This window comes from Hydrogenophaga sp. PML113, assembly GCF_001777155.1.
GTDB classification, from domain to species: Bacteria; Pseudomonadota; Gammaproteobacteria; order Burkholderiales; family Burkholderiaceae_C; genus Hydrogenophaga; species Hydrogenophaga borbori.
In genome coordinates this window covers 448,765-462,117 of record NZ_MIYM01000004.1, presented here as the reverse complement: position 1 = coordinate 462,117, position 13,353 = coordinate 448,765, and the positions used below count along the sequence as shown (strand labels likewise).

General features: G+C 67.7%; 19 protein-coding genes and 1 tRNA gene. 18 read left to right on the top strand and 2 right to left on the bottom strand.

From position 1 onward, the window contains the following. Nucleotides 1–3: 3 nt before the first annotated feature. The 10 genes from hisH (at nt 4) to tatC (ending at nt 5,517) form a co-directional block, all read left to right on the top strand. The gene (gene hisH, locus BHU06_RS10690) at nt 4–663 is read left to right on the top strand and encodes an imidazole glycerol phosphate synthase subunit HisH (RefSeq protein ID WP_070399140.1); all 660 of its coding nucleotides are present in this window, start codon (nt 4–6) and stop codon (nt 661–663) included. Between the two features lie 27 nt (nt 664–690). Next, the gene (hisA, locus tag BHU06_RS10685; RefSeq protein WP_070399139.1) at nt 691–1,431 is read left to right on the top strand and encodes a 1-(5-phosphoribosyl)-5-[(5-phosphoribosylamino)methylideneamino]imidazole-4-carboxamide isomerase; all 741 of its coding nucleotides are present in this window, start codon (nt 691–693) and stop codon (nt 1,429–1,431) included. Nucleotides 1,432–1,437: 6 nt separating this feature from the next. Further along, complete coding sequence (hisF, locus tag BHU06_RS10680; protein WP_070399138.1) at nt 1,438–2,199, top strand: imidazole glycerol phosphate synthase subunit HisF; 762 nt, start codon at nt 1,438–1,440, stop codon at nt 2,197–2,199. After that, complete coding sequence (gene hisI / locus BHU06_RS10675; protein ID WP_070399137.1) at nt 2,199–2,588, top strand: phosphoribosyl-AMP cyclohydrolase; 390 nt, start codon at nt 2,199–2,201, stop codon at nt 2,586–2,588. The genes hisF and hisI overlap by 1 nt, the downstream gene beginning before the upstream one ends. A 65-nt stretch (nt 2,589–2,653) precedes the next feature. Further along, nucleotides 2,654–3,022 (top strand): phosphoribosyl-ATP diphosphatase, encoded by a 369-nt coding sequence (locus tag BHU06_RS10670; protein ID WP_175442834.1) that lies wholly within the window; start codon nt 2,654–2,656, stop codon nt 3,020–3,022. Between the two features lie 4 nt (nt 3,023–3,026). After that, nucleotides 3,027–3,416: a hypothetical protein gene (locus BHU06_RS10665; RefSeq protein WP_070399136.1), complete on the top strand. Its 390-nt coding sequence runs from the start codon at nt 3,027–3,029 to the stop codon at nt 3,414–3,416. 12 nt (nt 3,417–3,428) lie between these two features. Continuing rightward, nucleotides 3,429–3,791 carry a histidine triad nucleotide-binding protein gene (locus BHU06_RS10660; protein ID WP_070399135.1) on the top strand — a complete coding sequence of 121 codons (363 nt, stop codon included), beginning with the start codon at nt 3,429–3,431 and terminating at the stop codon, nt 3,789–3,791. A 106-nt stretch (nt 3,792–3,897) separates the two neighbouring features. Beyond that, on the top strand, nt 3,898–4,140 hold the full coding sequence (gene tatA, locus BHU06_RS10655) for a Sec-independent protein translocase subunit TatA (RefSeq protein ID WP_070399134.1): 243 nt from the start codon (nt 3,898–3,900) through the stop codon (nt 4,138–4,140). A 79-nt stretch (nt 4,141–4,219) separates the two neighbouring features. Beyond that, complete coding sequence (gene tatB, locus BHU06_RS10650; RefSeq protein WP_070399133.1) at nt 4,220–4,720, top strand: Sec-independent protein translocase protein TatB; 501 nt, start codon at nt 4,220–4,222, stop codon at nt 4,718–4,720. Beyond that, a complete protein-coding gene (gene tatC / locus BHU06_RS10645) occupies nt 4,720–5,517 on the top strand; it encodes a twin-arginine translocase subunit TatC (protein ID WP_070399132.1) in 798 nt (265 codons plus the stop codon). Before tatB ends, tatC begins: the two co-directional genes overlap by 1 nt. Before the next feature lie 27 nt (nt 5,518–5,544). Here tatC and BHU06_RS10640 read toward each other — a convergent pair whose 3' ends face one another. Beyond that, complete coding sequence (locus BHU06_RS10640; protein WP_070399235.1) at nt 5,545–6,699, bottom strand: Do family serine endopeptidase; 1,155 nt, start codon at nt 6,697–6,699, stop codon at nt 5,545–5,547. A gap of 103 nt (nt 6,700–6,802) precedes the next feature. Between BHU06_RS10640 and BHU06_RS10635 the strand changes: the two genes are divergently transcribed. Continuing rightward, on the top strand, nt 6,803–7,558 hold the full coding sequence (locus BHU06_RS10635; RefSeq protein ID WP_070399234.1) for a Nif3-like dinuclear metal center hexameric protein: 756 nt from the start codon (nt 6,803–6,805) through the stop codon (nt 7,556–7,558). Then, on the top strand, nt 7,558–8,604 hold the full coding sequence (pdxA, locus tag BHU06_RS10630; RefSeq protein ID WP_070399131.1) for a 4-hydroxythreonine-4-phosphate dehydrogenase PdxA: 1,047 nt from the start codon (nt 7,558–7,560) through the stop codon (nt 8,602–8,604). The genes BHU06_RS10635 and pdxA overlap by 1 nt, the downstream gene beginning before the upstream one ends. On the opposite strand, the gene mscL is transcribed toward pdxA, so the two are convergent. Continuing rightward, nucleotides 8,594–9,025, bottom strand: a complete 432-nt coding sequence (mscL, locus tag BHU06_RS10625; RefSeq protein WP_070399130.1) for a large conductance mechanosensitive channel protein MscL — start codon at nt 9,023–9,025, stop codon at nt 8,594–8,596. The genes pdxA and mscL overlap by 11 nt on opposite strands. 162 nt (nt 9,026–9,187) lie before the next feature. Here mscL and petA point away from each other — a divergent pair, with 162 nt between their 5' ends. The 6 genes from petA to BHU06_RS10595 all read left to right on the top strand — a co-directional run bounded on the left by petA (nt 9,188) and on the right by BHU06_RS10595 (nt 13,352). Further along, nucleotides 9,188–9,805: a ubiquinol-cytochrome c reductase iron-sulfur subunit gene (gene petA, locus BHU06_RS10620; protein ID WP_070399129.1), complete on the top strand. Its 618-nt coding sequence runs from the start codon at nt 9,188–9,190 to the stop codon at nt 9,803–9,805. 50 nt (nt 9,806–9,855) lie between these two features. Continuing rightward, nucleotides 9,856–11,256, top strand: a complete 1,401-nt coding sequence (locus BHU06_RS10615; RefSeq protein ID WP_070399128.1) for a cytochrome bc complex cytochrome b subunit — start codon at nt 9,856–9,858, stop codon at nt 11,254–11,256. Nucleotides 11,257–11,288: 32 nt separating this feature from the next. After that, entirely contained in the window at nt 11,289–12,044 is a 756-nt protein-coding gene (locus BHU06_RS10610; protein ID WP_070399127.1) for a cytochrome c1, read from the top strand. Between the two features lie 105 nt (nt 12,045–12,149). Then, nucleotides 12,150–12,761, top strand: coding sequence for a glutathione S-transferase N-terminal domain-containing protein (locus BHU06_RS10605; RefSeq protein ID WP_070399126.1), 612 nt, complete (start codon nt 12,150–12,152; stop codon nt 12,759–12,761). Between the two features lie 25 nt (nt 12,762–12,786). Further along, the gene (locus tag BHU06_RS10600; protein ID WP_070399125.1) at nt 12,787–13,257 is read left to right on the top strand and encodes a ClpXP protease specificity-enhancing factor; all 471 of its coding nucleotides are present in this window, start codon (nt 12,787–12,789) and stop codon (nt 13,255–13,257) included. A gap of 19 nt (nt 13,258–13,276) precedes the next feature. Next, a tRNA-Thr gene (locus tag BHU06_RS10595) sits at nt 13,277–13,352 on the top strand. Nucleotide 13,353: the final 1 nt, after the last annotated feature.

The following is a 13,353-nucleotide window of genomic DNA, read 5'->3' as shown; positions in this document are numbered from 1 at the left end:
GTGATGAAAGCCAGGACGGTCGCCGTCGTCGACTACGAGAGCGGCAATCTGCGTTCGGTCTCGCAGGCCGTGCTGCATGCCGCGCGCGGCAGCGGCGTGGAAGTGGTCGTGACCCAGCGCCCCGAAGACGTGATGGCCGCCGAGCGCGTGGTGCTGCCTGGCCAGGGCCACATGGGCGACTGCATGCGCGCGCTCGCGGCCTCGGGCCTGAAGGACGCGGTGCTGCACGCCTGCGCGCACAAACCCCTGTTCGGCGTCTGCGTGGGCATGCAGATGCTGCTGGACCGCAGCGACGAAGGGCCCACCGAAGGCCTGGGCCTGATTCCCGGCCGGGTGGTGCGCTTCGAGCTGGAAGGCCAGCGCCAGCCCGACGGCAGCCGCTACAAGGTGCCGCAGATGGGCTGGAACCAGGTCTTCCACGACCTGGGACGCGGCGTGCACCCCTTGTGGGCGGGCATCGCCGACGGGGCCTACTTCTATTTCGTGCACAGCTACTATGCGCGGCCCGAGCGGCCCGAGCACGTGGTCGGCGAAGCGGACTACGGCGGCCGCTTTGCAGCCGCGGTGTCGCGCGCTAACATTTTTGCGACCCAGTTCCACCCCGAAAAGAGCGCGGACCAAGGCCTCGCGCTCTACCGCAACTTCCTCCACTGGAACCCCTGAGCCGCGCACCCGCGCCTGCCCAAGACCATGCTGCTGATTCCCGCCATCGACCTCAAGGACGGCCACTGCGTTCGCCTCAAACAGGGCGACATGGACCAATCCACGGTGTTCAGTGACGACCCGGCCGCCATGGCGCGCAACTGGGTCGACAAGGGCGCGCGCCGCGTGCACCTGGTCGACCTGAACGGCGCCTTCGCGGGCAAGCCGAAGAACGAGCAGGCCATCCGTGCCATCCTCAAAGAGATCGGCAGCGAGGTGGATGTGCAGCTCGGCGGCGGCATCCGCGACCTCGACACCATCGAGCGCTACCTCGACGCCGGCCTGCGCTACGTGATCATCGGCACCGCGGCGGTGAAGAACCCCGGCTTCCTGCAGGACGCCTGCACGGCCTTCGGCGGCCACATCATCGTGGGCCTGGACGCCAAGGATGGCAAGGTCGCTACCGACGGCTGGAGCAAGCTCACCGGCCACGAGGTGGTCGACCTGGCGAAGAAGTTCGAAGACTACGGCGTCGAATCCGTCATCTACACCGACATCGGGCGCGATGGCATGCTCAGCGGCATCAACATCGAGGCCACGGTCAAGCTGGCGCAGTCCCTGTCCATCCCGGTTATCGCCTCGGGTGGCCTGTCCAAGCTCGACGACATCCGCCAGCTCTGCGCGGTGGAAGACGAGGGCGTGGAGGGCGTGATCTGCGGCCGCTCCATCTACAGCGGGGACCTCGATTTCGAGGCCGCGCAGAAGCTCGCGGACGAATTGAATGGCTGAGACCTGATGCTCGCCAAACGCATCATCCCCTGCCTGGACGTCACCGGTGGCCGCGTCGTCAAGGGCGTGAACTTCGTCGAACTGCGCGACGCGGGCGACCCGGTGGAAATCGCGGCGCGCTACAACGAGCAGGGCGCCGACGAGCTCACCTTCCTCGACATCACCGCCACCAGCGACGGCCGCGACCTGATCCTGCCCATCATCGAGGCCGTGGCCTCGCAGGTCTTCATCCCGCTCACCGTGGGCGGCGGTGTGCGCACCGTGGAAGACGTGCGCCGCTTGCTCAACGCGGGCGCCGACAAGACCAGCTTCAATTCGGCGGCCATCGCCAACCCGCAGGTCATCCGCGACGCCTCCGACAAGTACGGCGCGCAGTGCATCGTGGTCGCCATCGACGCCAAGCGCCGCGCCGACGGCCAGGGCTGGGACGTCTACAGCCACGGCGGGCGCAAGAACACCGGCCTCGACGCCGTGGCCTGGGCCAGGCAGATGGCCGATTTCGGCGCCGGCGAGATCCTGCTCACCAGCATGGACCGCGACGGCACCAAGTCGGGTTTCGATCTGGCGCTCACGCGCGCCGTGGCCGACGCGGTGAGCGTGCCCGTCATCGCCTCCGGCGGCGTGGGCAACCTGGACCATCTGGCCGACGGCGTGCAGCAAGGCGGCGCCGACGCGGTGCTGGCCGCCAGCATCTTCCACTACGGTGAATACACGGTCGCGCAGGCCAAGGCCCGCATGGCCGAGCGCGGCATTCCGGTGAGGTTGTGATGGACTGGCTCGACGCCGTGAAATGGGACGAGCAGGGCCTGGTGCCCGTGATCGCGCAGGAAGCCGCCACCGGCGATGTGCTGATGTTCGCCTGGATGAACCGCGAGGCGCTGCAGAAGACCGCCGAACTGGGCCGGGCGGTGTACTACAGCCGCTCGCGCCGCAAGCTCTGGTTCAAGGGCGAGGAGTCCGGTCACGTGCAGACCGTGCACGACATCCGCCTGGACTGCGACAACGACGTGGTGTTGCTCAAGGTCACGCAGCTCGGGCACGAGCCGGGCATCGCCTGCCACACCGGCCGGCACAGCTGTTTCTTCCAGCGCCACGAGAACGGCCAATGGGTCACCGTGGAACCGGTCTTGAAAGACCCGGAATCCATCTACAAATAGGCCATGAGCGACGCACGGCCGCCCGAAGTCGCTCGCACCGCAGCGCGCTGCGCGGAGGTATCCAATTGACCAGCACCGACGACCTGGCCCGTCTGGCCGCCGTGATCGAGAGCCGCAAGCCCGCGAACGGTGGCGATCCCGAGAAAAGCTACGTCGCGCGCCTGCTGCACAAGGGCCCCGAGGCCTTCCTCAAGAAAATCGGCGAGGAAGCGACCGAGGCCGTGATGGCCGCCAAGGACCTGGAGCACGGCGGCGGCGACCGCCAGAAGCTGGTGAACGAAACCGCCGACCTCTGGTTCCACAGCATGATCGCCCTGGCCCATTTCGGGCTCGGGCCGTCCGACGTGGTGGCCGAGCTGGTGCGCCGCGAAGGCCTGAGCGGCCTGGAAGAGAAAGCCCTGCGCAAGGTGCGCGAACGCGAAGCGAAGGAGTGATGCCGTGAGCGACGTGATCGACGTGGAAACCACCGACAGCGAGAAAGCCCAGTCGCTCAAGAGCGTGGGCTGGCTCAGCTACATCCTGCACCTCATCGTGGCGGTGGGCGCGGTGTTGCCCTCGGCGCAGCCGGGCATCGCGCTGCTCATCGTGGCGCTGATCATCGACCTGGTGAAGCAGGGCGAGGCCGCCGGCACCTGGCAGGCCAGCCACTTCTCCTGGCGCATCCGCTCGGTCATCTGGGCGGCCATCCTGTACGTGGTGACGATCCCGCTCTGGCTGCTGCTCTTCGTGCCCGGCTGGATCGCCTGGTGCCTGATCTCGATCTGGTTCCTCTACCGCATCGTCAAGGGCATGGTGAACATGAACGCCAACCGCCCCATGCCGCAATAAGGCCACCGACACATGAGCGCACACGACCCGAACTGCATCTTCTGCAAGATCGTCGCCGGCCAGATCCCGTCCCGCAAGGTCTACGAGGACGAGGAGGTGTTCGCCTTCCACGACATCAATCCCTGGGCGCCGGTGCACTTTCTCATGGTGCCCAAGGCGCACATCCCGTCCATGGCCCAGGTCGGGCCCGAGCACGAGCGCCTGATGGGCCGCTTGCTCACCCTGGCCCCCAGGCTGGCGATGGAGCAGGGCTGCAACCCCTATCCCGAAGGCGGATTCCGCATCGTGTGCAACACGGGCCAGGAGGGTGGCCAGGAAGTCCACCACCTGCACCTGCACGTGATCGGCGGTCCCCGCCCCTGGGCCCGGGGCTGATCCCTGCGGCCCGCTGTGTCATGCCGGGACGGCCGGTTGAACCCCGGGTGGCGGCTTAGAATCCCAGGATTGCGCGCGCGCTCACCCCACCTCTCTGGAGATTGACATGGGTACGTTTTCCATCTGGCACTGGCTCATCGTGCTGCTCATCGTGGTCATGGTGTTCGGGACCAAGAAACTCAAGAACATCGGCTCCGACCTCGGTGGCGCCGTCAAGGGCTTCAAGGACGGCATGAAGGAAGGTGGCCAGAACGCCGCCGACACCACCGCCGCGCCCACGGCCCAGGTCACGCAGAACAGCTCTGCGGACAAGGGCACCATCGACGTCGAAGCCAAGCAAAAGAGCTGAGGCGTCTCGCCCGCGCCCCTTCCTGGCCCGTGATCCCCGCGGGCGTTCCGGGCGGGGCCGCTGGCGCAGCGGCTGATCCATGATCGACCTCGGCATATCCAAGCTCGCGCTCATCGGCGCGGTGGCGCTCGTCGTCATCGGCCCCGAGAAGCTGCCGCGCGTGGCGCGCACCGTGGGCGCCCTGCTGGGCAAGGCCCAGCGCTACGTGGCCGACGTCAAGGCCGAGGTCAACCGGTCCATGGAGCTCGAAGAGCTCAAGAAGATGAAGGACTCGGTGGAGACCGCGGCGCGCGACGTGCAGTCCTCCGTGGAGTCTGGCGCCAGTGATTTCGAGAAATCCTGGTCGGACGCCACCGCCGGCCTCGACAACGAACCCCTGCGCGAGCCCACCGAGGCGGACGCCATGAACGCCATCGGGCAAGGGGTGTACCCGGTCTACCGGCACCCGAAGAAGAACTTCCGCCTGAAGCAGAAGGCCGTGCCGCAGTGGTTCAAGGCGCGCACGGGCGTGCGCACCCGCACCCAGTCGGGCGCCGCGCGCGTGGCGCGTTTCCGGCCCCGCCCGTCCAGCAAGCCCTGATGTCCAACAAGCCCGATTCCGACGACGAGCTGGCCGGTACCGAACAGCCTTTCGTGCAGCACCTGATGGAGCTGCGCGACCGCCTGATCTACAGCATCATCGGCCTGGCCGTGTGCATGGCCGCACTGGCCCTGTGGCCCGGCCCCAGCGGTCTCATCGACCTGATCGCCATTCCCATCCGCGCCCACATGCCGCCCGAAGCGCGACTGATCGCCGTGGGCGTGTTCTCGCCCTTCTTCGTGCCGTTGAAGGTGCTGGCCATGGCGGCGGTGCTGCTGTCGCTGCCCTGGTGGATGTACCAGCTCTGGTCCTTCATCGCGCCGGGCCTGTACAGCCACGAGAAGCGGTTCGCCGTGCCGCTGATCATCCTGGGCAGCCTGCTGGCCTACGCGGGCATCGCGTTCGTGCAGTTCTTCGTGCTCGACAAGATGTTCGGCTTCATCCAGAAGTTCACGCCCGCCAGTGTGGCTGCTACGCCCGACATCGCGTCCTACGTGGAGGCGATCCTGGGCCTGTACCTGGCTTTCGGCCTGGCGTTCCAGGTGCCCATCGTGGTGATGCTGCTGGTGAAGATGGGCATGGTGTCGGTGCAGAAGCTGCGGGACTTCCGCGGCTACTTCATCGTCATCGCCTTCATCGTCGCCGCGATCGTCACGCCGCCCGACGTGATCTCGCAACTGGCGCTGGCGGTGCCCATGATCGTGCTCTATGAAGCCGGCATTTGGGGCGCGCAGGTGTTCGTCAAGCGCACACAGGCCGAGGGCGAAGAAGCCAGCGACGAGAAGACCGCCTCCTGACGGCGGACGCGGCGCAGGCCACGGGCCTCAGCGGCGGTTGATGGTCTGCTGCGCGATGTTGCGCCGGCCTGGTGTCACCTCGATCTGCATCGAGGCGTCGCGGCGCAGCACGTCGAGGCGGGCCTTCTCGCCCGGCGGCAGCGCCGCCACGGCGGCCAGCAGCTGCGGCACGTTCTTCACTTCCTGGCCCTTCACGGCCGTGATCACGTCGCCCGGGCGAATGCCGGCCTGGGCCGCCGGGCCGTTCTGCAGCACACCGGTGATGATGACGCCGCTGCGCCGGCCCACGCCGAAGCTCTCGGCGAGTTCGGGCGTGAGGTCCTGCGGCTCCACGCCGATCCAGCCCCGCGTGACCTTGCCCTCTTTGACGATGGCTTCCATCACGCTGCGCGCGGTGGACGTGGGGATGGCGAAGCCGATGCCCATGGAGCCGCCCGAGCGCGAGTAGATGGCGGTGTTGATGCCCATCAGGTGCCCTTGCACGTCGACCAGGGCGCCGCCCGAGTTGCCCGGGTTGATGGCCGCGTCGGTCTGGATGAAGTTCTCGAAGGTGTTGATGCCGAGCTGGGTGCGGCCCAGGGCGCTGACGATGCCGCTGGTGACGGTCTGGCCCACGCCGAAGGGGTTGCCGATCGCCAGCACCGGGTCGCCGACCTGCAGGGCGTCGGAATTGCCCAGGGTGATGACCGGGAGGTCGGTCAGCTCGATCTTGAGCACCGCGAGATCGGTCTCGGGGTCGGTGCCGATCACCTTGGCGGCGGCCTGACGGCCGTCGTTCAGGCTCACCTGAATCTCGTCGGCTTCTTCGACCACGTGGTTGTTGGTGAGCACGTAGCCGGCGGGGCTGACGATCACGCCCGAGCCCAGGCCGGTCTGCGGTTGGCTGTTGGCCTGGTCGCCGAAGAAGAAGCGGAACCAGGGGTCGACGCTGTGCGGGTTGTTGGCGGGCGCCTTGCTGGTGTTGATGCTCACCACCGGCGGCGAGGCGGTCTTGGCGGCGGCGCGCAGGCTCACGGTGCCCGGGTCGGCCGCGGCGGGCGCGCTGGACGGCGCCTCGAACACCGGCACCACCGAGGGCAGCGAGCGCCGGCCCAACCACTGCGGCTGCAGCGTGGCCACCACGAAGAACACCGCCACCAGCACGGTAACGGTTTGGGCAAACACGAGCCAGAGTCGTTTCATGGAAAAGTCGGCGGAGGAAAGGGCGGAATTGTCCCGCATTCGGCTGAGGGATATGTGGCTGTCAGAATGCCGCATTTCAAGCCGCCGCGCGCAGGCTTTCCCCATGAGCACCAACCGAGACACCCTGGTCCACGCCTTCGACGCCTTGCTGCAGCCCGCGCCGTTCAAGGACTACGGGCCCAATGGCCTGCAGGTGGAGGGGCGGGCGCAGGTTCGCCGGCTGATCAGCGGCGTCACCGCCAGCCTGGCGCTGATCGAGGCCGCGATCGAGATGCAAGCCGACGCCATCTTCGTGCACCACGGGCTGTTCTGGCGCGGCCAGGACGGGCGGGTCACCGGCTGGATGAAGCAGCGCCTGTCGCGCCTGCTGGCGCACGACATCAACCTGATCGCCTACCACCTGCCGCTGGACGCCCACCCCACGCTGGGCAACAACGCGCAACTCGCCCGGGTGCTGGACATCGCGCTGGAGGACGGTGTGCGCTTCGGCGACCAATCGCTGGGCTTCATGGGGCAGCGCCCCGCGGCGCCGGCCGAGGCGCTGGCGGCCCATGTGGAACAGGCCCTGGGCCGGCCGGTGACGCTGGTGGCGCCGCCGGGCCACACGGTGCGCCGCATCGGGCTGTGCACGGGCGGGGCCCAGGGCTATTTCGAGGCCGCCATCGCGGCCGGCGCCGACGCCTTCATCACCGGCGAGATCTCCGAGCCCCAGGCCCACTACGCCCGCGAATGCGGCGTGGCCTACCTGGCCTGCGGGCACCACGCCAGCGAGCGCTACGGCGCCCCCGCCGTCGCCGCCCACGTGGCCTCGGCGCTGGGTCTCGAGCACCGCTTCATCGACATTCCCAACCCCGCGTGATGGCGAAGCGCCCGGTCCTGATCAGCATGGGCGATCCCGCGGGCATCGGCCCCGAGATCGTGTGGCGCGCCTTGCGCGAGCGGCCCGCGCTGCGGCGCGAGGTGGTGGTGGTGGGCGACATGGCCTGTCTGCGGCGCGCGGCGTGGCTGGGCGTGGTGCCCGACTCGGCCGAGGGCGGCCTGGTGCTGGCCGAGCTGGAAGAACCCGCCCAATGGGCCGGGCTGCCGCCCGGCGCCGTGGGCGTGTGGCAGGCGGGCGACGCCCTGGCGCCACCCGCCTGGGGCCAGGTGAGCGCGGCGGCGGGCCGGGCGGCGGCGGCGGCCATTCGCCAGGGGGCCCAGGCGGCGCTGGACGGCCGGGCGCGCGCCCTGGTCACGGCACCGATCCACAAGGAGGCGCTGGCGGCGGCCGGCGAACCCTACCCCGGCCACACCGAGTTGCTGCAGGCCCTCGCGGCGCGGCACCAGGGCGTGCCCGTGGCGGCATTGCCGGTGCGCATGATGCTCAGCGCGCCTGGCCTGGCCACGGTGCTGGTGAGCATCCACGTCTCGCTGCGCGATGCCCTGGCCGCGGTGACGACAGAGGGTGTGCTGGAGACCATCCGCATCACCGACGCCCATTTCCGCCGCGCCGGCCTGGCGCAGCCCCGCATTGCGGTGGCTGGGCTGAACCCGCACGCGGGAGAGGGCGGGCTGTTCGGGCGCGAGGAGATCGAAGCGATCGAACCCGCTGTGCGGGCGGCGCGCGACCAGGGCATCGCGGCCAGCGGGCCGCACGCGCCGGACACCGTGTTCATGCGGGCGCGCCAGGGCGCCTTCGACGTGGTCGTGGCGATGTACCACGACCAGGGGCTCATTCCCGTGAAGCTGCTGGGCCTGGAGCACGGCGTGAACACCACCCTGGGCCTGCCGTTCGTGCGCACCAGCCCGGACCATGGCACGGCGTTCGACATCGCCGGCAGCGGGCGCGCCAGCGCGGACAGCCTGCTGGCGGCCATCGACGCCGCGATGGCCGCGGCCCCGGAGGGTGCCGGCCTTACTTCTTGAGGCTGTCGCGGATCTCGCGCAGCAGGACGATGTCCTCGGGCGGCGCGGCGGGCGGTGCCGGGGGGGCCGGCGGGGTCTCGCGCTTGAGGCGGTTGACCTGCTTGATCATCAGGAAAATGATGAACGCCAGGATGAAGAAGTTGATGGCCACGGTGATGAAGCTGCCATAGGCCAGCACCGGCACGCCGGCCTGTTTCATGGCCGCCAGGGTGCGGGCCGTGCCCTCCGGTGCCGTGCCCAGCACCAGGAACAGGTTGCTGAAGTCAAGCTTGCCGAACACCAGGCCCACCACCGGCATGATCACGTCGTCCACCAGCGAGCCGACGATCTTGCCGAAGGCGCCGCCGATGATCACGCCCACGGCCAGATCGATGACATTGCCCTTGACGGCGAATTCCTTGAACTCCTGCATCATGCCCATGTGCCTTCTCCGGGGGGTAGTGGTCGGGCGCGCATTGTCACACGCGAATTCCGGCGCGCCCCGGTCGCGGGCCCCGGGCAAAACCCGGCTGGACCCTTGACATGGTCCAGTACAATGCCGGGTTGTCCCTGATTCCCCTCCCGCAAGACGAGAAAGTCCCCCATGAGTGAAGCTCCCGCCAACCAAGGCAAGGCCGCTGTGGACAACAGTCGCCGGACCTGGCTGATCACCTCCTGCGCCATGGGTGGCGTGGGTGCCGCGGCTGTCGCCGTGCCCTTCGTGAGTTCCTTCCAGCCGTCCGAGCGCGCCAAGGCTGCAGGCGCGGCGGTTCAGGTGGACGTCTCCACCATCGCCCCGGGCGAGAAGCGCATCGTGGAATGGCGCGGCAAGCCGGTGTGGGTGATGCGCCGCACGCCCGAGCAGCTGGCGACGCTGGAGAAGGACGAGGCCCAGCTGGCCGACCCGAAGTCCGAGCGCACCGCGTTCCCCACGCCCGAGTACGCGAAGAACCGCACCCGCTCGATCAAGCCCGAAATCCTCGTGGCCATCGGCATCTGCACCCACCTGGGCTGCTCGCCTGGCGACAAGTTCACGCCCGGCCCGCAGCCCTCGCTGCCGGACAACTGGCTGGGTGGCTTCCTCTGCGCCTGCCACGGCTCGACCTTCGACCTGGCCGGCCGCGTGTTCCAGAACAAGCCCGCGCCCGACAACCTCGAGATCCCGCCGCATTACTACGTCTCCGACAACATGCTGCTGATCGGCGAGGAAAAGCCGGCCTGAGGCCGCGCCATCGAGCCTGAACACCCACGGAACATCGAGGCACGCAAGCCATGGCCGAATTCAAAGAAATCTCCCCCGACGCACCGCTGAGCCAGAAAGCGCTGAACTGGGTCGACAACCGGTTCCCGCTCTCCAAGCTCTACAACGAGCACCTCGCCGAGTACTACGCGCCGAAGAACTTCAACTTCTGGTACTTCTTCGGTTCGCTGGCGCTGCTGGTGCTGGTCATCCAGATCGTCACCGGCATCTTTCTGGTGATGCACTACAAGCCCGACGCGAACGTGGCCTTCGCCTCGGTCGAGTACATCATGCGCGACGTGCCCTGGGGCTGGCTGATCCGCTACATGCACTCCACCGGCGCCTCGGCGTTCTTCGTGGTGGTCTACCTGCACATGTTCCGCGGCCTGCTGTACGGCAGCTACCGCAAGCCGCGCGAGCTGGTCTGGGTGTTCGGCTGCGCGATTTTCCTGTGCCTGATGGCCGAGGCCTTCATGGGCTACCTGCTGCCCTGGGGCCAGATGTCCTACTGGGGCGCCCAGGTGATCGTGAACCTGTTCTCCGCCATTCCCTACATCGGCCCTGACCTGGCCCTGCTGATCCGCGGCGACTACGTGGTGGGCGACGCCACGCTGAACCGCTTCTTCAGCTTCCACGTCATCGCGGTGCCGCTGGTGCTGCTGGGCCTGGTGGTGGCGCACCTCATCGCCCTGCACGAAGTGGGTTCCAACAACCCCGACGGCGTGGAGATCAAGGCCAACAAGGACGCTTCGGGCAAGCCGGTCGACGGCATCCCCTTCCACCCCTACTACACCGTGCACGACATTCTGGGCGTGGCGGTCTTCCTGATGGTGTTCTCGGCCGTGGTGTTCTTCGCGCCCGAGTTCGGCGGCTACTTCCTGGAGTTCAACAACTTCATCCCGGCCGACCCGCTGACCACGCCGCTGCACATCGCGCCGGTCTGGTACTTCACGCCGTTCTATTCGATGCTGCGCGCCATCACCGCCGAGTTCATGTACGTGCTGGTCGCCTGCGTGGTGCTGGCCGCCGTGTTCGGCCTGATCAAGGCCCGCGTCAACGCGGCGCTCAAGGGCGTGATCGTGGTCGCCGCCCTGCTGGTGTCGGCCGCCATGCTGACCTACGACGCCAAGTTCTGGGGCGTGATCGTCATGGGCGCCGCCGTGATCATCCTGTTCTTCCTGCCCTGGCTCGACAACAGCCCGGTCAAGTCGATCCGCTACCGCCCGAGCTGGAACAAGTGGCTCTACACCGTGTTCGTCATCAACTTCTTCGTGCTGGGCTACCTGGGCATCCAGGCGCCCTCGCCGATCGGCGAGCGCGTGTCGCAGGTGGGCACCCTGTTCTACTTCGGCTTCTTCCTGCTGATGCCGTGGTGGAGCCGCCTGGGCGAGTTCAAGCCGGTCCCCGACCGGGTGACCTTCCAGCCGCACTGAGCCAACGCGACGACATCCGGAGAGCGAACGTTATGAAAAAGATTCTTCTGGGCATCGCGTTGTCCCTGGGCCTGAGCGGCGCCGCCCTGGCCGCCGGCGCCGGCATCCCGCTGGACCGCGCCCCGCAACGCACCAACGACATGGCCGCGCTGCAGAACGGCGCCAAGCTGTTCGTCAACTACTGCCTGAACTGCCACTCGGCGGCCTTCATGCGCTACAACCGCCTGCGCGACATCGGCCTGAACGACAAGCAGATCGCCGAAAACCTCACCTTCGCCACCGACAAGATCGGCGACACCATGAAGGCGGCCATCGACCCCAAGATGGCCAAAGACTGGTTCGGCAAGGTGCCGCCCGACCTGACCCTGGTGGCCCGTTCGCGCGCCAGCTCGGCCGGCAGCGGCCCTGACTACCTCTACACCCTGCTGCGCACCTACTACCGCGACGACACCAAGCCCACCGGCTGGAACAACAAAGCCTTCCCCAACATCGGCATGCCGCACCCCCTGTGGGAGCTGCAGGGCGAGCGCAAGCCCGTCTACGACAAGGTGGAGAGCCACGGCCACGAAGTCGAGGTGCTGCGCGGCTGGGAACAGGTCAAGCCGGGCACCATGACCCAGGCCCAGTACGACCAGAACGTCGGCGACCTGGTGGCCTACCTCCAGTGGATGGCCGAGCCCGCCGCGAAGAACCGCGTGCGGATCGGCGTGTGGGTGCTGATCTTCCTCGGCTTCTTCACCGTTGTCGCCTGGCGCCTCAACGCCGCGTACTGGAAAGACGTCAAGTAAGCCTTCGTCTCGGGGTGCAACCCACCCCTTGTCGCCCACAGTGGCTTGCGGTGCCCAAGCGGCACAATCGCAAGCCACTGTTTTCTGTTTCAGGAGACGCCAACCATGATGGTTTTGTACTCGGGCACCACCTGCCCCTATTCGCACCGCTGCCGCTTCGTGCTGTTCGAAAAGGGCATGGACTTCGAGATCCGCGACGTCGACTTGTACAACAAGCCCGAAGACATCGCCGTGATGAACCCGTACGGCCAGGTGCCGATCCTGGTCGAGCGCGACCTGATCCTGTACGAGTCGAACATCATCAACGAGTACATCGACGAGCGCTTCCCGCACCCGCAGCTCATGCCGGGCGACCCGGTGGACCGCGCACGCGTGCGCCTGTTCCTGCTCAACTTCGAGAAGGAACTGTTCACGCACGTGTCGGTGCTCGAATCGCGTACCAGCAAGGGCAACGACAAGGCGCTGGAAAAGGCCCGCTCGCACATCCGCGACCGCCTCACGCAGCTCGCGCCCGTGTTCATGAAGAACAAGTTCATGCTGGGCGACAACTTCTCCATGCTCGATGTGGCGATTGCGCCGCTGCTGTGGCGCCTGGACTTCTACGGCATCGAGCTCAGCAAGAACGCCGCGCCGCTGCTGAAGTACGCGGAGCGCATCTTCTCGCGCCCGGCCTACATCGAGGCGCTGACGCCGTCCGAGAAGGTCATGCGCAAGTAAGGCGCGCCCGTTCCGCCGCAGCGCCATGACCCAGGCAGAGCCACCGGTCCCGTCGACCCGCCCCTACCTCATCCGGGCGCTGTACGAATGGTGCAGCGACAACGGGTACTCGCCTTACATCGCCGTGCACGTGGATGCCTCGGTGCAGGTGCCGATGGAGTTCGTGCGCAACGGCGAGATCGTGCTCAACGTGAGCATGGAGGCCACCAAGGACCTGCGCCTGGACAACGAGTACATCACCTTCAAGGCGCGTTTCGGCGGCGTGTCGCGGGAGATCGTGGTGCCGATCACCCACGTCATCGCGATCTACGCGCGCGAGAACGGGCAGGGCATGGCCTTTCCCGCGCCGGCGCCCTCGCAGCCGCCGGCGGCTGCGGAACCTGCCCCGCCGTCCTCGCTGCGGGCTGTCACGCCCGACGACCCGACCCCGCCCGAGCCGGGCGGTGATGGCCCTGGCCGTCCGGGTGGCCGGCCGCAGCTCAAGCGAGTGAAGTGAACCTAGAATCGCTGCCCCGGCCGCTTTAGCTCAGTTGGTAGAGCAATCGCCTTGTAAGCGATAGGTCGTCCGTTCGAGTCGGACAAGCGGCACCAC

Excerpts from the sequence above, each read along its gene's own strand:
- BHU06_RS10605 (WP_070399126.1), top strand. The coding sequence starts at position 12,150 with ATGATGGTTTTGTACTCGGGCACCACCTGCCCCTATTCGCACCGCTGC.
- BHU06_RS10640 (WP_070399235.1), bottom strand. The coding sequence starts at position 6,699 with ATGAAACGACTCTGGCTCGTGTTTGCCCAAACCGTTACCGTGCTGGTG.
- BHU06_RS10635 (WP_070399234.1), top strand. The coding sequence starts at position 6,803 with ATGAGCACCAACCGAGACACCCTGGTCCACGCCTTCGACGCCTTGCTG.
- tatB (WP_070399133.1), top strand. The coding sequence starts at position 4,220 with ATGATCGACCTCGGCATATCCAAGCTCGCGCTCATCGGCGCGGTGGCG.
- BHU06_RS10615 (WP_070399128.1), top strand. The coding sequence starts at position 9,856 with ATGGCCGAATTCAAAGAAATCTCCCCCGACGCACCGCTGAGCCAGAAA.
- hisH (WP_070399140.1), top strand. The coding sequence starts at position 4 with ATGAAAGCCAGGACGGTCGCCGTCGTCGACTACGAGAGCGGCAATCTG.
- BHU06_RS10660 (WP_070399135.1), top strand. The coding sequence starts at position 3,429 with ATGAGCGCACACGACCCGAACTGCATCTTCTGCAAGATCGTCGCCGGC.
- BHU06_RS10600 (WP_070399125.1), top strand. The coding sequence starts at position 12,787 with ATGACCCAGGCAGAGCCACCGGTCCCGTCGACCCGCCCCTACCTCATC.
- hisA (WP_070399139.1), top strand. The coding sequence starts at position 691 with ATGCTGCTGATTCCCGCCATCGACCTCAAGGACGGCCACTGCGTTCGC.
- BHU06_RS10610 (WP_070399127.1), top strand. The coding sequence starts at position 11,289 with ATGAAAAAGATTCTTCTGGGCATCGCGTTGTCCCTGGGCCTGAGCGGC.
- tatA (WP_070399134.1), top strand. The coding sequence starts at position 3,898 with ATGGGTACGTTTTCCATCTGGCACTGGCTCATCGTGCTGCTCATCGTG.
- tatC (WP_070399132.1), top strand. The coding sequence starts at position 4,720 with ATGTCCAACAAGCCCGATTCCGACGACGAGCTGGCCGGTACCGAACAG.
- hisI (WP_070399137.1), top strand. The coding sequence starts at position 2,199 with ATGGACTGGCTCGACGCCGTGAAATGGGACGAGCAGGGCCTGGTGCCC.
- mscL (WP_070399130.1), bottom strand. The coding sequence starts at position 9,025 with ATGGGCATGATGCAGGAGTTCAAGGAATTCGCCGTCAAGGGCAATGTC.
- hisF (WP_070399138.1), top strand. The coding sequence starts at position 1,438 with ATGCTCGCCAAACGCATCATCCCCTGCCTGGACGTCACCGGTGGCCGC.
- pdxA (WP_070399131.1), top strand. The coding sequence starts at position 7,558 with ATGGCGAAGCGCCCGGTCCTGATCAGCATGGGCGATCCCGCGGGCATC.
- petA (WP_070399129.1), top strand. The coding sequence starts at position 9,188 with ATGAGTGAAGCTCCCGCCAACCAAGGCAAGGCCGCTGTGGACAACAGT.